Source organism: Candidatus Uabimicrobium amorphum (assembly GCF_009002475.1).
Lineage (GTDB): Bacteria > Planctomycetota > Uabimicrobiia > Uabimicrobiales > Uabimicrobiaceae > Uabimicrobium > Uabimicrobium amorphum.
In genome coordinates, this window is the sequence record NZ_AP019860.1 from 1,232,209 (window position 1) to 1,250,903 (window position 18,695).

Sequence of the window (18,695 nt, forward strand, 5' to 3'; positions counted from 1 at the left end):
GAAAATCAAACAATAATACTCATGATGTCTTTTGACCAGAAGCAAGAGTTGTAACTAAGACGGATAGTATAGTAAAAGTTCATAATATGCTAATGACCTTATTGTGTTAGGAAATTAATGTTTTATAAAAAGTTAACATGTTTTGCAAAAATAGTTGAATCTAGATAATTCTTGGGATATCTTTGGGTAAATAGTTAATGTTATGTACAAGATGACGAAAAAAATTCATAATATGTTATAGACCTTATTGTATTAGAAAATTAATGATTTATAAAAAGTTAATATGTTTTACAAAAGCGGTTTAAACTAGAGTAAAGATACTCAGTACGTCCTTGCTTAACCAGTTGGCATTGTATACAAGATGATAAAAAGAATTCATAATACGTTACTGACCTTATTGTATTAGAAAATTAATGCTTTATAAAAAGTTAATATGTTTTGCAAAATAAAAGATGTTTTACACAAGATTCTGTACAAAACAATTTAGCTTATTAGCATCTTAAAAGTGCTTAATGTTTGCTTGAAAAACATCGTATATTCTTCTAAGAACAATGTCAAATATTTTTTTTAATTTTATAGAAATAGAATGCTTTTTTGTCCGATTTTTTTTACTTAAATTGTTGAAGCGGTTACTCTTGTAGAGATATATTTTTTTGTCAAAAAAACATAGTGAAATCTGAAAATACAAAACAATTTTGTATTTTCAGAGAAACGTAAAAATGCTACTACAAATTCGCATTTAAACCGTCGACAATATCACCCTGCGACAGCCTTTCATATTTCTTGCCATCGCTTGGATATTTCACCTTAAGAGTCTTGCCTTTTAGCGTTAACGACTTTTCTTCACCATGTTCGATTTCCACTGTGTTGATTTTTTTGCATAGTTCCTTGATGAAATCTTCGTCGTCAGCCTTGTCTTTAAGGCTTTGCTCAAAGTTTTCAATCAGTTCGCTGATAGAACCCATTTGTAGAAAATTATCGGAGTCGAACGTTTTCCAGTTTACGCGAAATGTTAGGCCTTTTCCGATCACTTCTTTTAGAGAACCACTCACTGCGATTAGATTGCGTTCGATGGTGAGTTTTCCGGGAGCGGTTTTCATGTGTAATGGGTCAATGGCATTAAGAGAAAACGCGGGGAGATGTTCGTCTGCGTCGTGAATGCGTACCATTTGGATACTATCAACGGAAAAGTAGATTAGGTCATGTCTACGATAGTTGTTTTCCACGGAAAGTAATATTAATCCTGGGCTTTTGTCGGTTTTGATGTCCACGATTTTTCCGCTTGCACAACCACCATGGTGGAAGGTGAAGGTTACGTTGAGCGCGCGATTTTTATCGTCCTTTAGTCGATGCTTAAGCCATTGTAAATCACAAAGAATGTCACGAATAGGTCGTGCAGGCATCTTTTCGATTAAGTCACTTACTTTAGGTGGTTCTTTGTCGCCTGTTACGGCTTGACCTAGCAAGGTGATGATGGCTTCGCTACGTTCATCTACGTACTCTACGTTTGTCCAACGATGGTCGATTTTTAACACACGGTTGGCAAAAGAGATTGCAGACTTGCCGTAGGTTTCGGAATGGTTGCAGATGACGATTGTTTTGAGTGTTTCTTTTAGGGCTTGTTTACCTAAATCATCGCAACAAATGGACTCTAGGGCGCTAACTAGTGGCAAGAAGTATAACTTGGGGATATCGTTTTCATAGTATTCGTGGTTGACTTCTTTCACAATACTTTCCCAATCGATGTCCATTGTTAGTTCATGGCCCGCAATTTCGTCTAATTGTTTCTTTAGAGTAGCGTATTGGTTTTTTTGGAAATTTTCCAATGCTTTTCGTTCTTGTAAACCCATTTTTCGTCCTTTATTTATAGTAATCTTCAATAGCAGCGGCTTTTTTACGCAATGCAGTGGCTTTTTTTTCATCTTTCATTTCGTACACACCGACTTTATAAAAATGGTCTGCTAAAGCAACCATTGCTCGGGTACTATCATTTTTTACAGCTTCATTGACCCAATCAAAGGCTTGCTTAAAACGTTTTTTCTTATACTCTTCAATACCTAACTGATACATCGCATCGTAGTTATTTAGCTTTGCCGCTTCCTGATAGAAATATAGACTTCTTTCTTGGTTGCTACGTTTCACACCGCGTCCCTGGCTGTAAGCAATTCCCAATTTCACAAACATGTTACCATTGCGTATGCGCTTCTTGTATGCTTTATTCAAAATGTCCATTGCCTTTTTCGCGTTTTGTTCGACCCCATGTCCGTTGTCGTATAGGCACGCGGTACGATAAATCGCAAAGGGTTCTTTTGCGGCTTTCTCGTACAATTTTTTGGCGGTTGTATAGTCTTTTTGCTCTTCTTTTATCAAGCCAGCAGCTGTGAACAACAAACGATGCTTATTGTTGGCGTTTTTCTTTAACCACGCGAAACTTGTTTCGGGGTAAGTTCTATGGAATATGGAGACCGTACGCATTAGATAGGCCTCGTTGTTTACGGTAAAATTTAGTGCCGTTCGTTGTTTTTGATTTAAGGAAATTGTCGCGTCGAGAAAATAAGCAAACAACAAATGACGAATTGCTTTGGCTCGTTGTTTTTGCTCCAAATACATATTGCTGAGGTACCAATATGCCTTTGCCTGCGAGTGGTCAATATTTTTGATATCGTGGAGGTCGATAATTTGCTTTACGTATTTGTGCAAGTTTTTCCAATCTTGCTTGGTGTAGTGTATTTCGGCCAGCTTGTCGAGTGCTTGGCGATGTTCGTTTGCAAATAACAGTGTTTTTTCATAGTCGGAGATCGCTTGGGGATAGTCACCTAGTTGATGGTGTACAACTCCGCGCAAGTAGTAAAGGTTTGCATTTTCACGCTGTATTTCAATTGCCGCAGAAAAAGTTTCCATCGCCTCTTGGTACTTACGCAATGCGGTATAACATTGGCCTTTTCCTATGAGGGCCGACATTTTATTTGGGGTTTTGTTTAATATTTGTGTATATAAACCCAAGGCTTGTTGGTAGTTTTGATCGCGAAAATGTATGTCACCTTGTAGTTCGGCAATGTGTAGTTTGCTTTGCGATAATTGATCTTGCAAATGTGAGATTTCGGCTTGCTTTTCGCCAATCGTCTCGTTGAGTTGTTCATTACCGTTTTGCAGAAAATAGCTATAGCCACCTAGCCCAAAAATGATTAAGGTTACCGCAATACGTTTTAGCCACAAATAGGTTTTTTGCGCTTTGGTCTCTTGAAATGTTTTGGAAAATTGCTGCAAATCTTTTTTCAGGTACGTTACACTTTGGTAACGACCATCTTTTGATTCATGGAGGCATTTCAAACATATACTCTTCAAACGTTTGGGCATTTCATCTTTGATTTTAGGTAGAGGAAACGGCGGAGTTTTCATGACCAGTTCATAAAGAATTGTGCCAATGGTGTAGACGTCGCTGCGCTCGTCAATATCGTGAATGCTACCATTCATCTGTTCCGGCGGCATATACTGAATACTTCCCACGACCTGTCCGGTTCGCGTGTACTTTTCTTCGTCCATTTTTTTGGCGATACCAAAGTCCACTACTTTGACATGGTTGTTGATATCAAGCATAATATTTGATGGTTTTAGGTCGCGGTGGATGATGCTTTTATCGTGCGCATGTTCCAGGGCATCGCATATTTTAAGAACTATATCGATGGTTTCTTCTAAGGGGAATGGACGACCTTGTTCTTGCAGTTCCTTTAGCGTCTTTCCTTCAATAAACTCCATGGAAAAAAACATGCGATTGTTATAGAAAAACTTGTCAAAGATGCGAATGATATTGGGGTGATTTAGTTTGGAAACAATATCCATCTCGCGAGTGAAACGTTTTTTGATTTCTTCAGGAACATCTTCTTCGCGTATGGTTTTCAAGGCGACGTAACGATTGTTTTCCGTATCGAATGCTTTGTAAACAATTCCCATCCCTCCACGACCAATTTCGATTAGGTCATGATACGGGCCTATTTTGTGCGCTTTGGTGATTGTCGAAGCATCAATAAATGAGTCCATTGGCCGCGGTTTTTCGCCTTCATCCATTACCATGGTTGCGGCACTACTCTCCATTTCCCATGGATTCTCAATATTTGAATCGACGACGGTCGCTTCACTGGGTACACCTGGTGGAGGAGTATTGTCGTTTGGCATGGTTTCGGCTTTCAAAAATTTGCTAGTGTCTGCCGTTGTCGAAACTCCTCCTACATTTGTTTTCTCACTGATTTCACTAATCGTAACATCATGAGAAATACGTGATTCGCTGAGAGTTATATCAGGAGGGGTTACATTGGCAGAAGTCGCTTCGTTAATGGTTGCGTCAGGAGGAGTTACATTGGCAGAAGTTTCGCAGAGGGTTACATCGGCAGAACCCGATTCACTGATCGTCGCATCACTTTCGGTCGCATCACTGTTTCGTTTTTTATTGGTGCTGACTTTGCTATTTTCGTCTAAAAATTTTTGATACAGTGTCTGTATCTGCGCTACAAAAGCATTGTGATCCTCGGCAGCAGCATTGTCCAATATAGAGCCGGCAAGCTCGTATTGGTGTTCATTGAGATTGAGGAAGAACTTTTTCAACATTACCGTAGTCGGATCATTTGGCGTTTGTTGTGATGCTGCTACGAGAAAATCGTAAGCCTGCCTCCACTGATACTGTGAAGCCGCGCGAATCACTTCACTATACTTATTATCTACACCATCGGTCATGAATTAATATCCTTGTATACCTTGAAGACTATCCAATATTCTTTTAAATTTTTGTTGTTGTTGTCCCGTTGAGTTTTCGTATCTGTATTGAGCAAAATCAATTGCGGTTTTACCATTGTCCCTTTTCAGCTTGGCATTCGCACCGTTAATCATGAGCAGTTCTACAATGTCTGCGTGCCCAAGGTCGGCAGCGATCATCACAGCGGTTTTACCACCATCTGTCGATGGTTGATTGACAAAAGAACTCTGGGCATTTTCACGTAAAATATCTTGGACAATATACAAATAACCAAACTCACAGGCCAACATTAGCATGTTGTATCCGCGATCATCGCGAACATTTGCACGAACCAAAAATTGCAAATGGTCTTTAAAGTGAAAATTTTCCACCACAGTTGTGGGATGAAAACTTCCCGATAGCGAGTTGTATGATTTGCGTATTTTTTCGGCTTCGCTTTTTATTTGCGCAGTGTTATTGCGAACACTTGGCTGTGTCGTAGGCTTTGTTGGTTTCGGTTGTGTTGTTGCAGGCTGCGTTTGTGTCGGTTGTGTTGTCGCAGGTTGCGTTTGCACAGGCTGTGTTGTCGTAGGTTGCGTTACCGGCTGCGTTTGTACAGGCTGTGTTGTCGGCTGTGCTTGTACAGTTTCTGTTGTTGCAGGCTGCGTTTGTGACGATTGCGTTTCGTTTGTATCGGTATTACGCGGCGTATTGTTTGTGTTATTTGGCTGTGTTGAACTATTGTGCGTCTTATCTGTACTCACCGTTGTATTTGCTTGATCATTCTTTACTATTTTCGTGTTGTCTGTCGTTGTTTTGTTCGTTTTTTGTGTTGTTTTACAGCCGACAACGGCAAAAACCAGTAGTATAAAAATAATTGATCTCATGCCTCTAGTTCCCTAAAGCTTTTAGAATAAATGAATTTCCCGTTTTTTCTGCGGCAGCGATAGCTTGTTCATCTACGTTTGCTCCTTTATCTACTAAAAACTGTACCATGGCGGCATCGTTTTTTTCAATAGCAGCAACAAGTGGTGTTTTTCCCGTTTCATCGCGATTGTTGACATTACCACTACCTATTTGGTCGCGAAAGTTTTTTAGAATTTTAAAGTACGCATATGGTACTGTGTTGGGAATTTCGCTACGGGTATTGTTGAGTTTTTTGATGTTTGCAAAACTCTGATCAATCGCTTTGTACTGGTCGTCGACACTCTCTTCAGCAAAATCACTACCAATACTTCCGAAATCGTCACCTCCGCCACTTGTAAGAGATGTCTGCGCTCCGCCACTGAAACCTGTTAGCCCCGCGGTTAAGCTTCCAGCTAGTTGATTTGCAGTACTACAACTACTACATACAAAAATAATTGTGATTAACAATGTTATTTTTGTCATCCATTGACTTGTTTTGTGCATCATTTTTTTTCCCTTACTGAATATTCTTGTTCACGGCATATTTTAACAGTAAAATTAATATGTGTCATCAACTTTCTCGAACCATAGTTTGTTATCATCTGTGCGTTTATGACTGAATTTTTGACGCATAACTTAGGACGTGTTTTGATAGAGAGACGTTTGATTGTTTTTACATCCATCAACTTCTAGGGGATTATCATGAGATATTTGTGGTTGTTGTTTTTTTCGTTATCTACTGTTTGCGCCCAAGACTCTTATTTTGCTTCTTTGCAATACAAGCTTGTTGGACACAACAATGTAATCGAGAAGGGTGCTATTAGCAAAGATACAAATACGCTGGCTTCCGGAGATTGGGACGGAGTTATTCAGATATGGTCTTTGCCTTTTGGTATAAAAAAAACGACGATGGCGCGCCACCAAAAAAAAATTACCGGATTGGCGTTTATCGATAAAAAACATCTCATCAGTAGTAGTGAAGATGGAACAATACGCGTTTGGGATTTTACAAAAGGGCAGCAACTATATCATTTTAAACGCAATATTGCCATTACCCATTTGGCTGTTTACAATAAGATGGTTGTGGTTGCCGAACGCGATGGACAAATACTTACGGTTGATTTACAAAATAGAAAAATTTCTCCGTTGGTGCGTTTGGGACAAAAAATCAAGCATTTACAGGTTGTCAACGCCAAAGTTTTGGTGGTAACACAACGTGGTAATGTAGCTCTTTTGCAATTTGACGGTCAAATACTTTACAAGTTTGCAAATAAATTCAATATTGTAAGTGCAGATATGTATAGTGATTATATTGTCACTGCCGATGTGAATCGACAAGTGCGGTTGTGGAGGAATAAAAAATTACTCACCTCTTTTACCACCGCAAAGTCCATACTACAAGTGTTTTTTGTTGATCGTAATCGTTTATTGATTTACAGTGGTGGCAATGTCTACTTGTATTCTTTGCGCGATAAAAAAATGCAAAAAATGTTAGAAGACGCATTTTTTTATACGACGGTGCATAGTGAAAACTGGAAGCATCTTGTGGGATTTGGCAATAAGAACGTCTATGTGTATCGTTTATTGGCGACAAAAAAAAACACCCGGGCGTTTGATGGAGATTTGGCGGCGTATGTAAAGAGTAATTTGCGCACTCCGTCGCGAGAGTTAGCACCAGGTGTTGTGATTTTACCATTTATGAGCGCTAAAAATAAAACAACACAACTGGGAAGCCTTCTTGCAATTATGTCGATGTTTACTGCGACATACACACCGCAAAAAATAATGAATTTACCGCTCCGTGAAGTCGAAGAATTTTACTATGAACACGATTGGCTTCTCGCAGAACAAAAGTTACAAAAACGCGCTATCGCAAATGCGCGGCAACAATTTGCAACCAACAATATGTTGTGGGGAAAACTCATAAAGGTCAACAAAGGTTATGAGTTAAGTATCTTTTTTGATGGAGACTTTCCGCAACGTAGAGAAAAGAAAGTTTTCGCGGACGTCGCACAAATTCCTGTGTGGGTAGCGCAAAAGATTCACGAGTATACCAAAGCCACAACATTACCCGTTAGAGATGAAAAGATTGCTGCTGCTGATATACACAAAATGGCAGATATTCTTCCGGTGTACTTTGCTTCGCGTTTCACCGCAGAACTTTATGCTTGGAAAAAAATCGCTGCACAAAATACTCATTCTACTTTTGTGGCAACACATTATTCCTATAGTTATTCTCCCGACCATCTCGCTCCTATATGGCACTTATTGCGTGTAGATAAAAGACATCCACGTCATACATATGTACGCGAAATGCTTGCGCATTTTTACCTCAAAGAAAAACAAAATATTAAGGCCCTGGGAATGTATTTGGCCTTATTGGAAAAAGATGCGCAAAATCCCACACTCTACATGCAAATGATCACCGCTCTTATTCAAGAAGATGAGTGGGAGTTACAACGTCTCATTTTGTTATACTGCCGTAGTACACTACGCGACATATATTGGTACGATGTTATTGCCGCAGATTATTATATTAATTATGCCTGGGAATTACTACCGCAGGCCGACGGTAAGGCAATGTTTCGCAAAAAAATGGACAAAGCTCAGCAATTTTTACAGGCAGCGTATAAAAACAATCGCGAGAGGTGGCAAGCTCCCGCATCCATGATTAAAGTGGTTACGGCACTCAAAGAACCCCAAGAGGTTTTGAATAAATGGTTTCAGCGTGCGATACAGTACAGCAAGCCCAAAGAAGCCTACGGGCAAAAATTTCATTATTTGACACCGCGTTGGTATGGCAGCAAAGAAAAAATGTTGCAATTTGCGCGAAAAATACTCAACGAGTCTACAGCTCATTCTCCTTTGCGTTTTATTGTTCTCAATGCTCATCGTGAACTTTTACCCAACGATGACTATTACGAGCAGCAAGATGTGTGGCGTGATATTTCACGCGTTTTTGTTCCCTATTTACAAGTATATCCCCGCGACCGCATTCGCCGTATTTGGTATTGGGAATACGCGATGTTAGCAAAACGCTATCGTGTCGCAGCGCAACAGTACATAAAATTACAAAACCTTGGTCAATTACAGTCATTGCAAAGTAGTGCCCCTTTTAAAAGTATGAATAAAACACCACTGTATGCTGCCTTAGCGCAAGAATACAAACAAGATGGTGAGCAATATTTTTATTGGCTGCAACAAGCTCTGCGTCACAATCCACGTGACTGGAAACGACAACGCGAATATACAGAGCTTCTTTTACAAAACAATAGACAGGCAGAGGCTTATGATCATCTCCAAGCTCTTATATTGAACAGCAGTAAATGGAAATCTGAAGCTGAGGAGAAGATCGCTGACATCACGCCTGGAAAAATAGCGATTACGTCCAAAAAATCGCAAGTGTTGCACATCATGGCGGCGAACAAACTTCCACGAAAATTACTCGAAAAATTGAGCAGAGATCTCAATGCGAAATACCAAATACAAGTACAAATTTTGCCTGAAATGTATTCGTTTAATAAACATCACTTTATTGCCGAACGACGCAAAAAATTACAAGAGAGTTTGCAGCGTTTGTACCGTGTGGTAGGTAAAGACAAAGTGGAAGCGTATCGCGCTGTTTATGATTTAGAGAAAGACGCGGAGGGCGATTTTGAATTGTTACGTAACCTATTACAAAAAACAACCAAAGGCAAAAAAATGATTCGTGACCTAGAAGAAAATTATCGCGATCGGTGGAACGCGCAAGCGGTGCTCGGTGAAGTGAAACGTGAATATACACAGTACATAAACCCACGTGGGAATGTGGGCCTTTTATTAATCACCACCGAAGAAATAGGTACTGTGGAGAAGAGGCAAAAATTCGCAGATGCAGTGACCGGAGCCGGTATTGTTTCGCTAGCGAATTTATACAAATTTATCGACACAAGCAATGCGGTAAATGGCATTGGTTACGAACGAACATTTAAATCGTCGTTACATGCTGTGGCTGGTATTCTTGGAGTCGCCGAAAGTACGGTACCGCAATGTCCACTTTCTTTTGCCGATACGCTTTTCGCTCTCGACACACAAACCACAGAGTTTTGTTATGAGAGTGCACGAGACATTGTGGCGAAGTATAAAACATTACCATAACCTTGTTGCAAAAATTAACTGCATATGTGGAGATGTAAAAATGAGATGGTACCTTTGTATTTTAATGTTGTTCTTCATTGCAAACGCGATCGCGCAAAACGATGACATGGAAGAGATGCGCATGCTTTTTGAGAAATATCACTCGCAAACAGACTTTTTCAAGGCGGAGTTTTACGCCAAAAAGATGTACGAGATTACGCTGAAGTCTTTTGGGGAGGATCACCTAGAAACCATCGATTCCATGGAGTTCCTAGCGGAATTTTATTTTAAATATTGCCGGTACGCAAAAGCTCGCTATTTGCACGAAAGTATCCTCTCAAAAGTAGAAAAAAGGTTTGGCAATAACCATAGTGTAACCCTAATGGCAATGAGCAACTTGGCAAATACATATATGCAGTTAAATGAGTCTACAAAGGCAATGATTCTTTTTGCTCGTGCTATACAACGAAGTCGAGGAAAAGTAAATGAATCTACCATGGCATACATGCAGAATTTAGGTACGCTATGTCAAAATCGAGGAAATTACGCCAAAGCAGAGTTATTGTATCAAAATGCCCTTGGTTGGTCGAAACAGAACTTAGGGAAAACACATGAGCGTACCTTTAAAATATTGTATAGGCTATCATACCTATACATGAAACAGGAACGTTACAACAAAGCACAGAAAATCTTACTACGTATATTGCAAAATCATAAAAAACTTTTTGGAGAGAATTCCCCCCATACTTTGTTGACGTTGCATCATTTGTCAGTCCTGTATGGATATATGGGGAAAGACAATGAGGCCGAGTCTTTGTGCCGTAAGGTTTTTTATGCTAGAAAAAAAATATTAGGTATAAAGCATCCACAAACACTTACTTCGATGAACAATATGGCATTTTTTTTGATCAAACATCGTAATTATGACAAAGCAGAAGTTTTGTACAAATCCATTTTGCAGACGCGAAAGTTAAGTCGGGGAGAAACTCATCGTGACACACTCGATGTTGTTCATAAGTTAGTTATTCTCTACACAAAGAGAAAAATGTATCGAACGGCGGAGAAATTGATAAGAGAAAGTTTGTCGACATATATTAAAAAAATTGGTAAATCTCACCCACATACGATTTTTTTGTTGGAAATGTTAGCGATACTTTATTGCCAACAAGGTCTATATCAAAATGCGGAGCCTGTTTTAGAAGCTTGGTTAGAATCTAAAAATAAATTTTTGCAAAAAACACTAAAAATAGCAAGTCGTGAGTCACGCTATCATTACCTGTTTGCAGAACAAAAAATGACAAGTTTGTTAGTTTCTCTGTACCTGCAAAGAAAAGATGCACGAAAACTATTGGATTACTCTATAAAGAGAAAAGGTATTTTGTTACATTTTTCTACAAAAGGACTTTCGCAATTGGCGAAAAAAGAACCACTAGTAAAAGATCTACTAAACAATTTACAAAATGATCGAGAATCTCTTTCCGCATTGTTGTTAAACGCTGAAAAACTTTCGGAAAAACAAGTAGATGATGTGCGGCAAATGCAAGATAAAATAGAAAGAACCGAATTACTAATTAGTTCTCATTGTGAAAGGTACTCTCCAGCACAGAATGTTTCGATCAAGAAGATACAAAAGGTAATTTCAGGTACTGTTGTCGATTTTGTTGCTGTGAAAACTTGTGATTTAAAAAGTGAAGACCTACGCGTGAATGATTCTTTACAAATAATTGCGATAGTGACTACTCAGAAATCATTACAATTTGTACAACTCGGAAAATTTCAACCTATCTTGAACTTAATAAAAAAATATAGAACTCAAATTATCGACAAAGCTTCTATTACGCGAATAAAAAATACGGCGAAGAAACTATACGCGAAAATTTGGCAGCCGATCCAAAAACATTGCGATGTGAAAAATACCATTTATGTTATTCCAGATCGCGAATTAAATTTACTGCCTGTGAAAGCTCTCGTTGACGAAAAAGGACGTTATCTCATCGAGAACTACAATCTCCAGATGTTACCTTCGATACATGATTTGCTGTATAGCTCCAGCGATTTTGGTATTCCGCAAAACGAAGCGGTTATTTTTGCCAATCCCGACTACGGTAGTGAAAAAAATGAGGGATTATTTTTTAAACCATTGCCCGGCACGGCGAAAGAAGGACTATTACTTAAAGAAATGTTTTCCACTACGAAACAGCACGCCGAATTATTTTTTTCTAGAGAAGCTAACAAAGACAACATGAAAAGCATGGTTGCACCGCGAATACTGCACATAGCAACGCATGGTTTTTTTGCACGATCTTCTGCACAAGAAAACTCACGCGGTGTTGGACGAATATCACAAGAGACACATTCTCCAGAGCTAGAATTGATGGATGATGGGATAGAGGAATCTTCGCAAAATTTTGTACAATTGCGTAACGAACAAAAAGAAAACCTTTTTGCACGTTGTGGTTTGGCATTTAGTGGAGCGAACACGAATCCGAGTAAAGGGATCTTAACGGCAATGGAAGTGCTTTCACTGGATTTATTTGGCACCGAGTTGGTGGTTCTCTCTGCTTGTGATACTTCCCAAGGAGAAATTGCGGGATTTGGCAATGGACTGTTTAGTTTACAGCGCGCCTTTAAGGAAGCCGGGGCAAAAGCGGTGCTCTCTTCTTTGTGGCCTGCAAGCGACAAAGGGACTTTGCATCTGATGGAGAAATTTTATCGCCATTATTTGAACAATGTTTCTCCTCAAGCGTCTTTGCGCAGTGCTCAATTGGAGTGCATTGCCGAAGAAAAGTACGCTCATCCATACTACTGGGCAAATTTCGTGATGGAAGGCGGAGATTATCTCTTTCCCGATCGTACCACAAAAGTTGTGACAAATGTAAAACCGAATGTGCTGTATCAATATGTGTTGTGGTTAGGTTTGGCGGTGATTGTGTGCTTGGTCTTGATATTTTGGATTATATTGATACAACGAAAGGCACAAGACAAAATGCTGCGTCGCCAAACGAGACGTAAGCTGCGCGAAACGCGTATCTAAATTTGCCGATATCTTAACGAGGAAAAAATGGAAAAACAATTTTTACATTATCAAATTCTCGAAGAGCCTCCCCAAATTGGCAGTGGCTTTGTTTTCCATCTGTAGAAGGAAGTCTTGTTTTAAAAAAGATTCCGGTGATTTTTGAATATGTATATCGTAAAGATCGGAAAATGGATAGTAAAGAACTATCGTTACGGTAAATGGATTCTATTGTAAGTTGTTGTAAATCTCCAGCAGTTCGTTGAGCATTTCCTGTGGATTTTGATAGCGCTCATCGGGAGAAAGAGCCATGGCCTTTTCCACAACAGCAACAATTTCACGCGGCAAATTACCCTTAATGTCTTGTAGAGGGGCACATTTTCCTTGGCTTTTGGCAATTACTGTCTGGGTAATGTTGAGACCACCAAAGGGTTTAATTCCCGCAAGCAAATGATAAAACGTGGCACCTATCGCGTATATATCCGCGCGAATATCTACACTTTTGGCTTCGAGAAATTGTTCGTGAGGCATATAAGAGGGACTTCCTTTTATCGCACCTTCTCCTGTGAGGCCATAAGACACACCTACCGTTTTTGCTAAACCAAGGTCTAAAATTTTGACTTGGTTACTCTTGGTTAAGAAGATATTGCCAGGTTTTATGTCGCGGTGCACCAAATCAAATTGATTATGAGCGTAGTTCAATCCACTGAGAACACTAAGGGTGATTCTGACGGCGTCTTTTATCGGAAAAGCGCGGTATTTTTTTAGCAGCAAGTCTAAAGATTGTCCATCGAGGTACTCCATTACAATATAGTAGATGGATCCATAGCGACCTTGGCTGTGAGATTTGACGATGTTTTGATGTTGTAGTTGACTTTGTATCATACATTCGCGCATGAAATGGTCGAGTATTCTTTGGTTGGGGTTTTCAATCACCTTCATGGCAAACATTTCCTGGTTACTGTTTTTTACTTGGTATACAGATCCCATTCCCCCCTTGCCTAAGTGCCCAATAACCCTGTATTCATTGATTCTAAAAAAAAGTATTTGACCACAACGACGACACTTAATGCGTACAAACTTCGCATCAGAGTCGATTTCCGTTTCTGTTTCACACCCACACCGGCATTGCTGTTGATGAACTTGTAATGGCATTTTTGTTACCCTATATGAATGAAAATATTGAATCCTATTAGCTCTATTTAAGTGACATAATCTGGTAAATCAAGAGAAATTTGCTTTTGTCGGATGTTATAGCAAAATCAGCAATCTTTTAAAAATTACGTTTTGATAAACAGAACTGGGTATGTTTTCACCTTTTAAAATATTATGAATTATTTTCCACAAGAACTTTTCTTGTGGTGTAAGACTAGCAAAAGAAATTTTACTCAATTCAGCAACAACTTGTTTTTTATCCATTTTCCCTTGTTTAAATAATCCCATATAAGCAATGGCAAGATACAGTCTTAGTCGTACCTTTTGCGGTTGTGCCTTTAGGGCAATGGATAAATCCTGTGCGGCTTTTTGGTAGTGCATGTATTCTAGATACATCATTGCTCGCTGTTCGCGAAATTGATAGGCATTTGGTAAGTTGGCAATGGCATAATCTAGTATTTCACGCACTCGATGTTTTGTGTAAAAAGATTTATCAAAATGTGTGAGTTCTTCAAAAATATTACGGATAAAATGGTCCGCGACTTTTCGGTGAAAGGCACTATTTTTATCGGCGTAACGCAAAGTAACTTCCAAAAGCTGTTTTAGGGGGATATTTTGATAAAGAGACTGTTTTTCGTACTCGTAAATGTTCTGCAAAGTATTTAAATGAGGTTTCGCAGCTTGCAGCATATGACTTTGATATTGTGGAATAGAATTTTTGTGTAGAAGATGTCGGTATTTCAAAAAAGTAGCGTCGAATCTCATGATCGATTTTTGTAGAAGTTTTTGTGTGAGTGATGATGAATTTTGCCAGCTTTGTGCATTGGCGTAGGCAATCATTTGCAGTACATCCAACTCGAATGATTCTATATGATTTGCAAACTCTAAATTTTCTCCCGGTTTTTGTTGAGATACCATTACGATGGCATTGTAAAAAGCAAGGTCTGTTTGCAAATTTGCCCACCTCGAATCCAAAGAGGAAAGTTCTTTTTTTAGTAAGACGTAACGACGGTGCTTTACTAAGTTGTCAAAATATTTTAAGTACCAAGCCTGTGCATTTTGCGAGGCCGTGGTAAAGTATTGTGGTGCACGTAAGAAATTTGCTAAATACTGTTGTATGTCGTAGATACAGATTAGCCTAAAGTCGCGGTCTGTTAACAGCATGTCGTATTTTTGATCGCTATCGACATCGTAGATCCGTGGTAGTCGTTTTAGCGATGTGGTAAATTCGCTACTTTGTCCCATCCATTTACCATCTTTGCCTGAAAATATATAAAATGAGAACGTGGAGCATGTCGTGATAAAATCATTTACGCCATCGTTATCTAAATCGGCATTTAGGTCTATGATTTCTGCGTAGCCTCTTGGTTGTTGTACATTGGCAAAGTAGTGTCCGTGTTTGATTCTGTTTTGCCATATAATTTCCCCGTTGTTAGCATCGAGACAAAAGAGTTCGTCGTTTATTGTCGAGAAAACAATGCATTCTCTACCTTGAATGTTGTGTGTGGCGACTGTACGCGTGTTGGTACTGAGGATATTTTTATGCCAATATTTCTCTCCGGTATTTGCATCAAAACACGAAATAAATCCCTCTTCTTGACCTACAAAGAGGTACACCTTTCCATTTTTCATTTTGTACGTAGTAATTTGTCCGCCTTCGGCAATCGAAGGAGTCGGTTTCTGCCATTTTACATTTCCGTTACTTCCATTGAAGCAATACAGTGTATTTTGTATGCCAATTAAGAAAATCTCTTTTTGACCGTCGTCATCGACATCTTCTACTTTCATTTGTCCATGGAAGGTATCTTGATATTGTTTACTTTGCCATATGGTTTTTCCACTTTGGGAATCTATGCAATGTAGCACCGCAGGGTTTCTATTGACAAATAATATTTCTTTGCATCCATCTCTATTTACATCGACAGCAATGGGAGGATTGGGAACGTTGAAAGAACCTTCTTTTTGCCAGATGACTTGCCCTTTGTTCGAAAGTAAAGCGATATGATCTATCCCGACGATAAAAACCTGTGGCTTGCTATTTTTGATAAATTGTGCGGCAAGAACACCACTTATACGTTTGTCCATTTTGTGTTTCCAAAGGCTTTGTCTATTTACGGCATTGACGCAATGAACATAAGCTAGTCGATCGATAATTAACAATTCTTTTGTCGCGTCACCTAGTAAATCATACGCCAATGGAACGCGTATTGCAGGCATATTACGTGCAATAATGTCCACTTGTGGTTTTTTTGTAGGGGGGAGATATTCCAAACAAGAGATGACGTCATTTGCTAAAAAAATAGCCTCTAGTTTATTGTTGTTATTGGTATCGACAAATACCATAGAGGTAATGTCGTTGTTGATGTTGGTTTTTTGCAATAACTTCCCTTGGTCATTTGTGATGTAGATTGTGGTTGTGCTCCTAAGTCCTGCGGTTTGCTTTCTGGACCACGTGATGAGTTCATTGTGGTGATCTTGGTCGAAATCCACGACAAAAACAGGCATGTTGCGCGCAGTGAATTCGTTTTGTGAATCATATGCCCACTTTACCTTTTTGTTTTGTAAGTCAATACAATAAAATTTGTCTGTGTGAATTAAAATTTCATGTTGGCTGTCTTTGTCGATATCTGTTATGTTCATTGCGCTTCTGGGGAAGTCTTGGTCAAATGTATGAATGAGGTCCTGAAAACGAAATGTCTCCGAATCAATGGTGAATATAGTTTGCGAGTCGTATACAACGATGCTCTGGCGTTTCTTGATTTTGACAACTTTGATATCAGCAATGCGATTTTTGGCCTGATAGATGATATCTGATTTTTTGTTTTTTAAATCGACACGTATTATCTTTTTACCAGAAACACACAGTAGTGTGGAGGAATTCAATTGCGGAGATTTTATTAAAATATTTGTAGCTCCAACAGCAATGGAATATTTTCGTTGCGCATGAAATGTTCCTTGCTGAGAGAGAAATACATGAATACCTGAGTACGCAAATAACACCACATCTTCGTAGCCGTCATCGTTGACATCGATAATAGTAAAATTACGTCCCCAAAAAGGGTACCAATGTAACATATACTCTTTTGTTTTACCGTCAAATATCATAAACTTGGCGTAATTGGGGACTATGATATCTAGAACCCCATCCTTATTGAGGTCGCGCGTCACTATATCTAACTTATGAGGGGAAATTTCTAGTTTAAGTGGTATGTCCCATTTTTTGCGAAATTTAGGACAGCTATAACTGGTTATTTTTCCAATACTATCCGAAAATAAAAGTTGCTGAGAACCGTCGATATTGGCCAGTGTCATCCCGTTTACCTGGATATCGCGCTCCACATTTTTTTGCCACAAAATCATTGGTCGCAAATCACAATCGATTGTCTTTTTACCTTTGGGAGTAATTTCAACGCTGACTGTCTGAGGAAAGTAATTGTTTTTGGAAAAAGTTACATCGTACTTGCCCGTTTGTAAGAGTTCTTTTTCTAAAGGAACAGGTCGTGTGGTGACTTTTTGTGTCTTTTTATGCTTGAACAGAGCTTTTACTTCCAGTTGTGAGGAATGAATAGATATGACACCTGTGGGTTTTTGTGATGTCGGTAAAAAGTTAATCGCAAGCGTTGTCGTGAGCGTTGTAAAAATTATGACCGCTAACAATTTACTGTGACGTTTACATTTTCGTAGTAGTTTCCTTTGCCAGGAGATTGCACGTGCTTCAACGACTTCTCCTAAAGTAAAACGTCGGAGGTCATTTGCAAAGGCTTTTGCACTTTGATAGCGTTGTGCTTTTTGTTTTTCCAATGCCTTCAAACAAATACTTTCCAAGTCACGCGCAATGATTTTTTTGCGTTTAGAAGGTGGAATCGGATCGCGGTGAATGATATCGTGGAGTAGGTTTAAGTGCGATCCACCACTGAACATAGTGTGCCCTGTTAAAAGTTCGTAGAGGATTGCTCCTAGTGCATAGACATCGCTGCGCTCGTCTACTTCGCTATTGCGTCCTGAGGCTTGTTCTGGAGCCATATATTGCAATGTACCGACTAACATGCCTGTTTGTGATAATTTTTTTGCGTTGGCAATTTTCGCAATACCAAAATCCATTACAATAGGTGACCCATCGTTCATCATGATGTTCTCTGGTTTTAAATCGCGATGTACAACACCCTGTTTGTGGGCATAGTGGATAGCATCAGCAACTTGCAACATTAACATCGCAATGCGGTGATTGGACAAGCCTTCTTTTTTGGCCAAGTTTTTTAGAGACTTTCCTTTGATGAGTTCCATGGTGAAATAGGGCTGATTGTTTTCGATTCCAATGTCATACAAAGTAATAATATTGGGATGCTTTAAATTCGCCGTGGCTCTAGCTTCGCGCATAAACCGTTCCGTCGCTCTTTTCTCCGATCCCGCGATGAGCATTTTTAGTGCGACCATTCGTTGGAGGTGCGGGTCATATGCCTTGAAAACTTTTCCCATGCCTCCTTGACCAAGTTCTTGGTGTACGTTGTAGCGACCAAACTTCGTTTGCTCATCTTCCGAGAAAAAATCTTCCATGTCGCACTCTTCTAAAATGACTTTGGCATCGGCAGAAGACAAGAAACCTAAATGTACCAAGCACGAATGTATGGGAACAATTTTCCCTTGTTGTTGTTGCTGTTGTTGAAGGTGCGCGGCTTGACGAATTTTCACGTCGTCAATAAAGTTTTGCGAAAGAGCTTTTTCCAAAAAACGCTTGTCCTGCAAATTCATAATAAATCCCCTATTTGACTTAACTATTTT

At 39.2% G+C, this 18,695-nt stretch carries 8 protein-coding genes; 2 read left to right on the forward strand and 6 right to left on the reverse strand.

Annotation, left to right across the window (positions count from 1 at the left end):
* Positions 1-725 precede the first annotated feature (725 nt).
* From UABAM_RS04300 to UABAM_RS04320, 4 genes are read right to left on the reverse strand one after another with little or no spacing between them, the layout of a single operon-like run.
* Positions 726-1,850 carry a hypothetical protein gene (locus UABAM_RS04300; protein WP_151966766.1) on the reverse strand — a complete coding sequence of 375 codons (1,125 nt, stop codon included), beginning with the start codon at positions 1,848-1,850 and terminating at the stop codon, positions 726-728.
* A 10-nt stretch (positions 1,851-1,860) separates the two neighbouring features.
* Positions 1,861-4,728: a serine/threonine-protein kinase gene (locus UABAM_RS04305; RefSeq protein ID WP_151966767.1), complete on the reverse strand. Its 2,868-nt coding sequence runs from the start codon at positions 4,726-4,728 to the stop codon at positions 1,861-1,863.
* Positions 4,729-4,731: 3 nt separating this feature from the next.
* On the reverse strand, positions 4,732-5,613 hold the full coding sequence (locus UABAM_RS33310; protein ID WP_173013129.1) for an ankyrin repeat domain-containing protein: 882 nt from the start codon (positions 5,611-5,613) through the stop codon (positions 4,732-4,734).
* A gap of 4 nt (positions 5,614-5,617) precedes the next feature.
* The gene (locus UABAM_RS04320) at positions 5,618-6,139 is read right to left on the reverse strand and encodes an ankyrin repeat domain-containing protein (protein WP_151966770.1); all 522 of its coding nucleotides are present in this window, start codon (positions 6,137-6,139) and stop codon (positions 5,618-5,620) included.
* A gap of 195 nt (positions 6,140-6,334) precedes the next feature.
* On the opposite strand from UABAM_RS04320, the gene UABAM_RS04325 reads away from it, so the two are divergent.
* Both UABAM_RS04325 and UABAM_RS04330 read left to right on the forward strand, forming a co-directional pair.
* Positions 6,335-9,769 (forward strand): WD40 repeat domain-containing protein, encoded by a 3,435-nt coding sequence (locus UABAM_RS04325; RefSeq protein WP_151966771.1) that lies wholly within the window; start codon positions 6,335-6,337, stop codon positions 9,767-9,769.
* Between the two features lie 40 nt (positions 9,770-9,809).
* The gene (locus UABAM_RS04330; protein WP_173013130.1) at positions 9,810-12,782 is read left to right on the forward strand and encodes a CHAT domain-containing tetratricopeptide repeat protein; all 2,973 of its coding nucleotides are present in this window, start codon (positions 9,810-9,812) and stop codon (positions 12,780-12,782) included.
* Positions 12,783-12,989: 207 nt separating this feature from the next.
* On the opposite strand, the gene UABAM_RS04335 is transcribed toward UABAM_RS04330, so the two are convergent.
* A complete protein-coding gene (locus UABAM_RS04335) occupies positions 12,990-13,916 on the reverse strand; it encodes a serine/threonine protein kinase (RefSeq protein ID WP_151966773.1) in 927 nt (308 codons plus the stop codon).
* A 96-nt stretch (positions 13,917-14,012) separates the two neighbouring features.
* On the reverse strand, positions 14,013-18,665 hold the full coding sequence (locus UABAM_RS04340) for a protein kinase domain-containing protein (protein ID WP_151966774.1): 4,653 nt from the start codon (positions 18,663-18,665) through the stop codon (positions 14,013-14,015).
* Positions 18,666-18,695 lie beyond the last annotated feature (30 nt).